The organism is Paenibacillus dauci, assembly GCF_000971985.1.
GTDB lineage: Bacteria > Bacillota > Bacilli > Paenibacillales > Paenibacillaceae > Saccharibacillus > Saccharibacillus dauci.
This window is the reverse complement of sequence record NZ_LAQQ01000002.1, coordinates 693,799-706,609: the sequence shown is the minus strand read 5'-3', so window position 1 is coordinate 706,609 and position 12,811 is coordinate 693,799. Positions and strand designations below refer to the sequence as shown.

The 12,811-nt window shown below is 41.0% G+C and carries 5 protein-coding genes; all 5 read right to left on the bottom strand.

What is annotated here, in order from left to right:
• Nucleotides 1-2 precede the first annotated feature (2 nt).
• The 5 genes from WH46_RS17430 to WH46_RS17410 all read right to left on the bottom strand — a co-directional run bounded on the left by WH46_RS17430 (nt 3) and on the right by WH46_RS17410 (nt 12,791).
• Entirely contained in the window at nt 3-2,675 is a 2,673-nt protein-coding gene (locus WH46_RS17430) for a stalk domain-containing protein (RefSeq protein ID WP_156172297.1), read from the bottom strand.
• 419 nt (nt 2,676-3,094) lie between these two features.
• Nucleotides 3,095-4,315 (bottom strand): methionine adenosyltransferase, encoded by a 1,221-nt coding sequence (metK, locus tag WH46_RS17425; RefSeq protein WP_197088286.1) that lies wholly within the window; start codon nt 4,313-4,315, stop codon nt 3,095-3,097.
• A gap of 478 nt (nt 4,316-4,793) precedes the next feature.
• Nucleotides 4,794-5,420, bottom strand: a complete 627-nt coding sequence (locus WH46_RS17420) for a hypothetical protein (RefSeq protein WP_046227666.1) — start codon at nt 5,418-5,420, stop codon at nt 4,794-4,796.
• A 223-nt stretch (nt 5,421-5,643) separates the two neighbouring features.
• Entirely contained in the window at nt 5,644-7,968 is a 2,325-nt protein-coding gene (locus WH46_RS17415; RefSeq protein WP_046227665.1) for a copper amine oxidase N-terminal domain-containing protein, read from the bottom strand.
• Nucleotides 7,969-8,840: 872 nt separating this feature from the next.
• Complete coding sequence (locus WH46_RS17410) at nt 8,841-12,791, bottom strand: S-layer homology domain-containing protein (protein WP_046227664.1); 3,951 nt, start codon at nt 12,789-12,791, stop codon at nt 8,841-8,843.
• Nucleotides 12,792-12,811 lie beyond the last annotated feature (20 nt).

Sequence of the window (12,811 nt, the reverse complement as noted above, 5' to 3'; positions counted from 1 at the left end):
TATCATGATTGGACAGTAATCGTCTTGGTTTTTTGATCCCATTTTACAGAAAGACCAAGCTCTTCAGATACCAGACGAAGCGGGACTAAAGTCCTGCCAGATACTACTAAAGGCGCTACACTCGAGTTCTGAAGCTTGCCATTGGTTACATATTGCTTGTTACCAACGGTTAGATCCATTAATGCACCGGAGCGAAGAATGGTCACTCGTTGATTCTTCTGATCCCAACTCGCCTGTCCGCCAAAAGCATCAATGATATATTTCACCGGAATATAGGTAGCATTATTTCGAAGCATTGGAGCAGCATCAATAGACTGGGATTGACCATTCAGCGTTGCTGTTTTCTTGCCTACCGTCATTGCCAGTGTTCCGGTAGGATTGGTAAAGCTGGCTGCCTGGGCAGCACCGGTCAGCTTGATATTATCGATTTGGATGCTTCCGGTTGCAGCACGTTCATCCTGACCCTCTTCTACATTAACCAGATAAATGCGTTTAAGTTTGGCCGGATAGCTGATTCCCAGTGAGGACAGATCCACATTGAGTGTTTTCCAGCCTTTCCAGTTTACGCTTTTCGCCAGATCAATATAGACAGTTTTACCGCTGGCATCTGTTGCTTCAGCACGTAACCAGTTAAAGCTTTGATCGCCATATACATCGACTGCCATTGCTTTTGTACCTGCATTCAGCGTTTTGCCACTCAGCTGGGCATAGGCGTACTTTTTGCCGGTTCCATTTGTCATATCATACGTAAGCTGCAGCACTTTGGAGTTGGAATGATCCTCTGCACCCTGTGTAATCGCTGCTGTACCTGTGACAGAACTTGGGTTACCCAGGAAGCTTACCGTCGTATCTGCACCTTCAAAATCTTCCCATGTGGTGGTTGAACCGCCACCGGTTGTTAATACCATCATTGTACTAAAGCCATCATAACGGGCAATAGCGTAGCCCACTGTAGTACCACTATCCACAGAGTTAATTGTTAGCTGATCGTCTTTGACTGTTCCCTTGAAGCCAACAAATTCCCATTTCAATGTCTCAGGGGAGATCGTCATACTGGAACCATTTTTCAGCTTGGCTGTTACAGGAACCGCAATAGTTGTGCCTGCTTTCAGTGTAGCGGTAGTACTGGATGGTGAGAGACTCTGAATAGCATCAGCTCCTACGATATCCACATTCATGCTGGTACTAATACCATTACTTGTTGCAATGACTTTAGCTGTTCCCGAAGAAGTCGCTTTGAACTCACTGCCTGTCCATTTAATATTGCTGCTGCCTGCTTTCCAGGTAGGCTTAATATTTTCATTATCGATCGGATTGTAGTACGTATCATATCCATTGGCTGTGTATTTGGCAGTCTGACCCAGCAGCAGCTGTTTCGGACCACTGATATTGAAGCCTTTTACACTTCCCTGAGGAGCAGTAGTATATACGCCCAGCCCGTTCACCACGCTGCGCTGGGTCGTACCACCATACTCAGTCTCAAAGGTAAGTTCAGCCTGCTTCTCCCCCAGTGGGCGCGTTACAAGCGTCGTAGAGCCGCCGCCATCGAGGTTTATGCCTTTCCATACTCCAATAGACACCATAAAGGACTGTAGCTCGTACAGCGACATCCCTGCACTATTGTTATTATCCTGTACGGCAATGATGTAGGCATAACGTCCATTCTGGGAATATCCTACTGCGGTACGTGCACGATTACCACCCAATGCATTCACATTACGGGAAAAGGAAGTTGTATTCCCCTGGTCCACCAGGATCGTATGGCCGCCGATCATCATTTTTAAATCGGCAGGATCTACTGTTTTACCGGTAGAGCGAACTTTTAGCGCATAGTCGGTAGAGACTTTTTGTCCTACCTGCATGTGCTGCTGAATATATTTAGCTGCTGTTCCATGAGCTCTTAAAATATAAGCGCCTGCAGGAACCGTTTGTTTGATTCCTTTGTTCAGAGAAATCTGGGTAATAACACCGTCTTGTACAAGAACCTCTGTAGGGGTAGTCGAACTATTAGCCGGACGCTCTACGGCTTTCCAGGCATCCGTATAAATATACATTTTGTTGGTATGACTAAATGTTTTACCCGGCTCGGTCATATAAGAAGCCTGATTAATACCAGCCAGATCAAAGGTAGAACCATCTTCTGCAGTTACTTTACCTTCAAATGTAAACTGTTCAATCATTGGTGTTCCGCTTTTGGTTACACCAAATGCATACATCCCGGAGAGCTCGGATGGACTGGACATCAATACACCATCAGACGCCTGGGCACCCATAGGTACTCCTTCAGCACTCGTATTAAAATAGTCTCCATTAACACCAGCAACCGCTTTGGTCTCTTTGGCCATGCCTTCTACAGACTGCCGGGTCGTAATTTTGCCACCTTGTCCAGTCATTACATTTAGATTAACATATGGATTTTGCAAATCGACTTTGACAACGTCAGCCAGTACAGTAGCAGACTTGCCAGATCGAGTCGTGTTATAACGATACTCCAGCAATTGTGCTCCTGAAGTAATAGTACTTTCATTGGTTTTGGTTGTTGAAGCTGCTTCGGCACGCTGTACCGAAAACCATGATGCTGCCGGCGCACCGATCTCCAGCACAGGTTGAATCCATAACGTGCCAGCAATCGTGATTACGATCCATTTGCGCATCGTTTTTGTTTTGCCATTCATAATATTGAACGCTCCTATTCCTTGAAATTCCATTTTACTTTTCTTTATCTATCTGTATCTTAGACCGGGATATCTACTCATGCACTGCAGTAACACGCATCATGATTAACAAACCGCTAAGCGGCAAAGTTATCCTTATATGAGTTAGACTACAAAAAGGGTAAAAAGTTACGGAACAATCATTACTTTATTGAAATATTGTCATCTTTATTATGAAACGGTTTAACCCAAATCTGAAGATTTATATAGTACAATAATGGATTTCACAATACTACACCTACATATTATAAATTAATAACAGAATCTTGCTGGTACAATAAAAAGCCGCCCGGCAGTTTGACCGGACGGCATACATACATTTCATTATTTATAATTGACACCTTTACCTGTATATACAGTTATTACAAGTATGAATTGTATTACAGACCCGCTTGAGATTTCAGCAGTTCTGCTTTGTCTACACGTTCCCAAGGAAGATCTACATCTGTACGGCCAAAGTGACCATACGCTGCAGTTTGACGATAGATTGGACGACGCAGATCCAGCATACGAATAATGCCAGTTGGACGCAGATCAAAGTTATCGCGTACCAGTTCTACCAGTTTGTCTTCGTCAATTTTGCCTGTACCGTACGTATCTACGTTAATGGATACCGGATTAGCTACACCAATTGCATAGGCCAATTGAATTTCACATTTGTCAGCCAGACCTGCAGCAACCAGGTTTTTAGCTACATAACGTGCAGCATAAGCAGCAGAACGGTCTACTTTTGTAGGATCTTTACCGGAGAATGCTCCGCCGCCATGACGTGCATAACCACCATAAGTATCTACAATGATTTTACGGCCTGTCAGACCAGCATCACCTTGAGGACCACCAATAACAAAACGGCCTGTAGGATTGATAAAGTATTTGGTTTCATCGTCCAGCAGTTCTGCAGGAACAACCGGCAGAATAACATGCTCACGAATATCTTTTTGAATTTGTTCCAATGTTGCTTCTTCCGCATGCTGAGTGGATACAACGATTGTATCTACGCGTACAGGCTTACCATTCTCGTACTCTACAGTTACCTGTGTTTTACCATCAGGACGCAGGTAGTCCAGTGTGCCGTCTTTACGCACTTCAGACAGGCGGCGTGCAATACGGTGGGACAAAGCGATTGGAAGAGGCATCAATTCAGGCGTCTCATTAGCGGCAAAGCCGAACATCAGACCCTGGTCACCTGCACCGATATTCTCGGTTTCTTTTTCCATTTGTTCCGGATCACGAGTCTCCAGAGCTGCGTTTACGCCTTGGGCGATATCGGCAGATTGCTCGTTCAGGGAAGTCAGTACTGCACATGTATTGTAATCAAAGCCGTATTTGGCACGAGTGTAGCCAATTTCTTTGACGGTATTTCTCACGATAGATGGAATATCCACATATTCCGAGTTTGTGCTAATTTCACCAATGACAAGTACCAGGCCTGTAGCTACAGACACTTCACATGCAACACGTGCATTCGGGTCGTTTGCCAAAAAAGCGTCCAGTACAGCATCAGAAATTTGGTCACAAATCTTATCTGGATGTCCCTCAGTTACAGACTCTGATGTAAATAGATGTTTTTTAATATTGGACAACAGTTTCCAACCTCCCATATGGATAATAAGGTGTGAGCGTTGTGCAAAAGACCTCAGTGTGTATATAAAGAGTTTCTACACAAAAAATGAACCCTTTCCATAAGGAAAAGGTTGCTTTACAAGCCTCAGAAGTCATAATAACGTATTTGATACCTGGTGTCAAACTTATTATTTACAAGACTTTATCGAGAAATACTATTAATTTCACACTCTAACCAAGAGCAGAATAAAGACACGATTATTTGCTAATGAGAACCTATTTTATTTATAAAGTTGGATCATTGTTGGCTAAATTAATTATCGAATTTGCTTGATAGCTATATATAATCCTAGCATATTGAGTTCTGTAAACAGAAAATGCATAAAAGTATAACAGTGCTATTTATATCATTAGTAAAATCAAGAAGCTACAGGATAAACAATATAAAATGAACGGAAGATCTCAAGCTTTATTCAATACATGGATAGCTTGCTACAAGACTATGAATAAATCATTCTATAATACTTTATAATTACCGATCACCATGATTGTCGCATTATAACGCAGACTGGAATCTACTTCTACCCCTCGTCCTTCTCTTGGGAATAATAAAAGATGATTGTTTGGTGCTGCCTGAGCACTACCAAGCTCATTGCCTACCGTGATATCAATAAGTCCATTTGCTCCATCACTATATACTTTGGCTTTACCTGTTCTTACAATCATTTGAGTTCCGGCTTCAGCAATTAATTTTTTACCTGGACGTAATTCTACAATATTTACATTAGAACTTGTAGAAGAACCTGTACCATTTAAAGAAGAACTTGCATTCCCCGTTGTTGGTACAGCTGGTGTATTATTGGTTGCGTTTTTATCAGCAGAACTGCTGGATGTATTGGAAGTTGATGAGTTGGGTGGAAGTGTGTTTTTAGAAGTATTGGTATTTGTTTTAGAATCCGTACTGCTAATTGTTCCACCTAATGCTTTTTGAATTTGCTGATCTACATAACTCTTCGTCACTACAGGATCATCTGCAGACCCTAATTGACTACTTGCACTTGTAACTGTTGTTAAAGAGCTACCTGCCCATATTCCAATAACTACAGTTCCTGCTGCCAATAACCAAGTTGAATGTTTTTTCATTTTTTCCTCCAATAAAGTAAAAAGTATAAATATTATTTACTAATATATTCTTTCATTATCTAACTAAGTTATTTCACTTGTAATCTAATACCTATTTATTTACCTATCTATATTAGCGAAAACATATAAATAAATAAAAAACACCCCGGAGCAGTTGCCTACTCCGAGGTGTCTCAGTGAAGGTATGACTACCTTCTATTTTGTAGCAATAATATCAGTGATATTATTTGCTAGTTACTGTTACAGTTTTAGCAGCTGCATCGTATTGTACAGTTGCATCCAGTGCTTTACCAACCCATGCGATTGGCAGTACAGTACGGTTAGCTTTAGTTACAGCTTTAACGTCCATGTTGATTGTAGAACCGTTGATAGTCAGTTGATTAGTTTTCAGTTTCAGCTGAACTACGCGGTCGCCTTTGATCAAAGTAACCATAGAAGTTGCTTTGTCAAACAGGATGTTAGCTTGGGATACACCCAGAGCTTCAGCTACGTAACGAACTGGCAAGTAAGTGCGGCCGTTTTCTACATAAGGAGCAACTTCAGCAGTACGAGTAGTACCGTTTACGCTGTAAGCAGTGCTTCCGATTGTGTAGATTGCAGTTACAGCATTGTCAGTTTGGTCAGCAGGAGCAGTACCGATAGAAGCGATTGCTGCTTGAGCTGCATAACGGTAGCTGTCATGCCACACATCAGTTACGTCATTAGCACCGTGGTAAGCAGTGTTAGCCGCTGCATCACCTTGTACTTTAGCGATGATTTCACCTTGTGGTACAGTACGGTCGATACGCAGGTTTACACCATTGATCGCTACAGTACTTGCAGTAGTACTTTCGCTATCTACGTAGAAACGCAGAACGCCTTGAGTACCGCTGTTGTTGTAAGTGTCTACGGATACGTTACGGATACGCAGGTCACCAGAAGTTACAGATACAGTCGGAGTAGATCCGAATGTCACACCAGCTGGCAGAAGGATTTCAACCAGACCGTTATCATCGTCAGTCAGGGCACCAGCAGCGCCTTCTTTCAGTGTCAGATCGCCGATTGCAGCGTTATCTGTACCGATAGCGATGTTGTAAGTTGCATTAGTAGCGGACAGAGATACGGAAGAAACTGCAGTTGCCAGTTTCACTGTACCAGTCAGACCTTGGCTACCAGCTACAGTCGCGTTCAGGTCACCAGTGAATCCTGGTTGAACAGCGATTTCAACATCTTTCAACGTGATAGAACCAGCGTTGTTAGAGTTATTTTTGCTAGGGAAAGTCATTTTCAGGGTACGACCATCAGTACCAGTGTAAGTGATGTTCGGAGCTACCAGACCGTTTGCAGTGTCAACAGAACCAGTAGTACCAGTTGCATCTTCACCATCTTCGTAAACGGACTGCCAACGAGCACCCTCAGGCAGTTGCAGAGTTACTGTACGACCTTCGATGAAAGATCCTGCTACAGCTTCTTTAACTACTACATCACCGATTTGTTGCTCATCTTGACCAGCTACTACTGTAGTTGGGGAAGCAACAGTTACGCCACCACCGTACTCGCCATAAGAACCTACTACCAGGGAAGATACGTTTGCAGAAGAGTTACCGCTAACTGTAGCAGTTACGTCGCCTTCTTTAGCTTTATCTTCATCATCAACATGATATGCCAGAGCCAGGTCGAAGGAAGAAGCTGTGGAAGACATAGTATCAGTGTTTTTAGCAGAGATATTCAGAGTATCACCATCTACAGAAGTAGTGATATCGGAAGAAGAAAGATCACCATACAGAGGAGTGAAAGTTCCTACTGCATCCCACTCGAAACCAGCTGGCAGTTTAACTTTAACAGCATTACCAGTTTTCAGAGATCTGGAAACAGATTCTGTCAAACGCAGCGAGAAAGTAAAGTTGTCACTGCTGGATTGAGTATCGCGTGCTTCCAAAGCGATTTGACCGGAAGATACCACGTTAGCAACTTTTACGTTACCAGTTGGCAGACCGCTATTTGGAGCAGCTGTGAAGCTCAGGTTAACGTCGCCGCTGTTAGGACCAGTAGAACGGATACCGTTCAGGTTCAGAGCGATAGTAACGTCGTCACCTTGGTTAGTACCTGTAACTCCGATACGTGCGCTAGTGTTGCTCAGACGTTGAGCACTTACATTAACTGGTTGATTGTTGAAATCAGCTTCAGCAACGTTAGTACCGCTGTTTCCAGTGAATGCATCAGATGCAAACTCGAAACCAGTTGGCAGAGTTACTGTCATGTAAGTTGTTTCAGTTGCGGAAGTCAGTGTGTATTGGTCGATGTTAATGTTAACGCGACCCAGGTTTACATTAGTTCCACCAGTAGAAGAGCTCAGTGTTGGAACGTTGATTACTGTGAAACTACCAGATGCATGTGCTGCTGTTGGAGCGATAACACCTGCAACTGGAGCAACGCCCGCCAGCAATGCTGCGCTTGCTGCTACGTTAATAACTTTTTTAGTAGACTTTTTCATAACCTTTTGTTCTCCTCCTTGAATATCATAAACGTTTTTTTTGTTTTTTTGTTTGTTATGGATTTTGTCACTCATCAGTCGTTACACCCCCTTTCCGAGTTTAAGCAAATCCTGTTTTTGTATGATGATATCTGTGACAAAATCACAGAAAATCGTAACCGGAACATTCGTCAATCGAAAACCGCAGTGTCCAAAAGTATTATACATTGCGTCAATGATGCCGTAAAGACATTTTTTCACATTGAGATTGTTGAATAGTTCCATTTGGGTTCGTGTTTATTCAACAACCTGCCAGCATGTGTTTGCTGTTGTTTCATCAGGTTCATATACATAGACGCATGTTTTTTCTAAAAGTTGCGGTTCTTCCAAAAAAAGTTTCGATTTTTTAATCAAATTCTATTTTTGGCTCAACCTTGTTAATTTTACTACACTTTTAGCAGAAACACCAATTCGTCTATCCTGACTGTACTACTTTTTGGTAACTATAGTAGTACTAAACAGCTTAGATACTGTTTAAACAGGCTGGAGCAGTTATTTCATTGAATCATTTGCTGCTTCCAAAACTATAGACGCAGAGGGTTGCGAAAAGGTTGCAGTTGTTGCAAAAGAATTTTTAGTTTTTTTGATTTTATTTTAGAACTCTGTTGAATCTGTTGCGGAAACAAACAGTTATAAGGCAACAGAATTCATCAAAAACCCTATAGCTACAGCATATATTCGAATTATCCCTTTAATATCCGAATTCTTCATTTTTCATTCTAAATCATTAATTTTAATGAGATTATGATTCAATATTTTCTTTCTATTGCTTTCTCCTTACTAAAATTAGAACTATATGTAACTAGAACCTTTTCATCCTTTACATGACATTGAGGATTTACAAAGAAAGAGAGCACCTGATAAATCAGGCACTCTCTTTGCGTTCATTAACTATTAAACTGATTCCTTTACATCTTAGGCAGCAGCTTTTGCCCGATCATAACTCTTGCCAGAATAACATCTGTATCAGAGCGAAGCATTTTGGCTGTTGGATCATAAGTGTAGCCTTTGCTTGCATCATTTGGATCAATAGCCGAACCTGTAATATAACCTTTTTTCGCTACAGCCAGTACCGAAGCACGAGCATAGCGATCAATAGAGTTAAAGTCTTTAAAGTATTTAACCAGACCTTTATTGATTTTGTCCATATCTGTCTCTAGTTTGAGGTTGGTTGCACTCGCAATAATGACAGCTGTATCTTGACGTGTGATATTGTCACCAGGGCTAAACACCTGTGGATCGGTACCACGAACAAAACCTGCGCGAGCGGCTGTCTCAATATAACGGAAATCATAAAGTGCATTTTGAGTAATGGAGCTAAGGTTTGTGTTCAAATCAATGAAATGCTTTGTACCTTGATAGTTCAGTGGAATCTGCAAAGCTTTTACAATAGAGCGTACAAACTCTCCGCGTGTAATATACTGATTAGCTCCGAATGCTGTATCCGGATCTGTAGCATTCATGATCCCTTTGGCAAACAAAGTCTCCATGTAGTTACGTGCATAGCTGTGCTGAACGATATCGGTGTAAGAGTAGCTAAGCTTGGCCACTACATAATATCCAAAACGGTCAAACGGTACAGTAACAGTACGTTTAGAGGCGTTAACTATCCCGCCTACATTATCCCATTGCTTCAATTCAGGATCAAAGTAGAATACTGTAACCAGTTTACCTGCATCTTCAGCCATATCTGGAAGATAAGATAATGTCATTGTTCCCCGTTTTGAAGGAACGAGTTCATTATCTGGGTCACGATTATAAAAGCTTGGTGCTATTGGATCACTTGGGAATGTTACAGGTTGATAAGGATTCTGACCATCTTTAATCGGATCGAATTCTTTTGTGGTAGAAATATCATCTGCAATACCTGGATCAATCCAATACACTTCACTTGCTTTAACAAAATGGGAATTGAAATTATTCACAAAATATTGTCTTCCGATAGTATATTGCTGCTCTACACCTGGTTTTGCATCTTCGAAATCATAACGATCAATTACACCATCAGTGCTATTTGCGATAGCAAACAATAGATTATTATCAGAGAACACTTCTGTTTTCAGCTTTTCAGCGCTATCTGTATCACGACGAACCAGACTAGTACCGGAAGGGAATTTAAGTGCCAACTTCCCTTCAAACACTTTGGCAGAGTTTTTCATGGTCTGCATAAATTGTGCACCTGGAATATTGGTAGGTACATATTTCACTACCACTGTATCTTTGAAGGTTTGATCACCAATTGTTACTGTAACTGGGATTTTCGTTTCTTTGTTAGCTTTAAGATCCTTAACAGTTACACGATAAGCATTTTCAAACTCATTCTTACCATCGCCGTCCATATCAAAAGATGTTTTTTCGGCTTTAATTTTATTAATAGTTACTGCTGTAGCATTTTTGGAGTCAACGATTACATCAATAAAGTTGCTATTAGTCACTTTTTGAGCAGTTAATGGTCTTACAATGTTGTAAGTCCCTGTTAACGGGTCAACTTCAACAGTTGCTGTAGCTGTTGGGCCACCATCACCAGCATTATAAACTGTAAAGCTAAATACTACAGGACTATCTTTCATTTGCTGGTTTCTTACAATAAATGCGAAAGACTGTTTATCATAATCATAGTACACTGTTAAATCCCCTGAAGTAGTACTTGAAGAGTTAAATACCTCTCCTGTTGCTTCTCCATTTTTCATGCCTGCAAAGGCATTGGATAAGTTCCAGGTAAGAGTTTTTCCTTCAGAGTCAACAATTTGCAATTTATAATTCGTTTTAGTTGCAACTTTGCTTAAATTAGCCTCTACTGCTGCTTTGTCTTTACCAAGATCCAAGAAATCAAATGTTCCATACAAATTAAAAGCTTTTTCTTTTGTTGTATAGTTAGTTCCACTCATCGGGAAATTCTCGGTATCTTTTGCTTTTGGTGGTGTATCACTTCCGCCATTGTACTTGAATGGGAATATTCCCAAGTTGCTATCTACAGGAATAACTGGAATATCAGTTGGAACCAGATTTACTTTGATCGTATTTTCATAGGAAGTTTTCGAAGAGCTCAGTACAAATTTAACTGTATTCTCTCCTGAGAACATTGCTTTATAAGCAGCAACACTATCAACTACTGCGAAGTGAAACTTATCTGTATCTTGTTTTAAAGGTACAAGTGTATTGTTAATATAGAAGAAAACAGTCTGTCCTGCTCCGCTATATACAATATCAGACTCATTTGCCACGTTCACAATTTGACCTTTGAATGAATCCAAGGCACTTTCTACTACACTTTTCGCTACATCTGTATCATTTTGACCATACTGTACTACTTGACTATCATAAGCTTTGGTATAACTAACATACGGTCCATACAAGAAGTTAACTGTTGCTGTTACAGCTGTACTTGTGGCTGTTCCTTTGGTAGCTGTGAATGAGAGTGTAGTTGTTCCATTTACAGATACTCCACTCAATTTGTATAGAATTTTTTGCACATTAGTGCCTGCACTCTGAGAACTTATTGGAGTAAGTGTAACTGTAACATCTTTACCACTGCCATCTTTGGCTGTTGTCGTAATTGTAGTACTACCATCACCATTTGCAACTAACAATTCTACTGCTGTTGGCAAAGAGAAAATACTCGCACCATCCAGAGCGGAACTGCTCAATCCTGCTGCTTGAGAAGCAGAAGTAGAAGCAGAATAACCTGGCAGGTAATTCACTTTGGTAATATATGGAGCAGAGCTATCGCGTAATGTGAATCCGAGACTACTTGTAGAAGCTGTACCCGCTTTTAGCTTGATCGTTACATCAACACGTTTGCCATATTCAATACCTGATACACCAGAAATGGTATACTTCATAGTCATATAAGCCGAAGTACTTTCTGCTGCAATTTTCTCAGGTGTAATAGTTCCGGTTTTGGTTACTCCATTAGCTAGAGTATATTCAATATAATCAGTAAGAACAGGTTCGCCTGCAGTTGTTAAAGGAATAACTACTTTACCTGTAATATCTACAGTACCTTTTTTATCTGCGTCAGGAGCTACACTTACATCTGGATATGTCGACAAATCTGCTGAATTAGTCGTTCCTTTTACAGCATAAGTGTCATAAAACGTAGTTTTACCATTAAAGAAAGTAACTTCACGATAAGTAACCAACTTTTGGGTCCCATTGATTACTTGAATTTCTAATGTGTTCTTGCCGCTAACCAAAGTAAGCGGTGCTACCGTAAACTGATAGCTGTTTGTGCTTGATACATTAGCTGTTCTGCTCGCCCCACCATTTACAGATACAATAACCTGCTTGGCATTTGGCGCAGAACCGGATAAGGCAATACTCGCTTTATCTTGTCCAAAACTGATTCCGCTTTGGGATGCTTTGAGAACTGCAGGAACATTTTCATTCAATGCTACTGTGTCTCCATCCAATGTAGCAGACAGATTGTACACTGTTGGACCATCATGATAATCGAAGTAAATAGCTTCGCTGACTACATTTCCTCCGCCAGCTGGGCTAGCTGAAAATTCAACTTTATTTAATCCGGAGTACAAAGGAATATCTGTTACTGTCATCTTGGAGTTATCAATAGTGTAATTGGTTAACCCTTTATTCTCATTGGAAGTGTCTTCCACATAACTAGTACCATTTTTGTATACACGGACTACTCTATACTTGATTGTACTGGCATTCACACCGTTAAATGTACCGTTAATCGTAACACGATTATCTCCGACCACATGTGGTGAGTTTGCGTCATAACTCTCGTTCGGGAAAATAAAGAAGCTCGCTGCCTGGGCCGTATTTCCACCAATCCCCTGCGGCAAAATACCGACCAACAAGACTACCGCCATAAGCATCGATAGTATTTTCTTCAAAATAATGTTCCTCCTTTTAT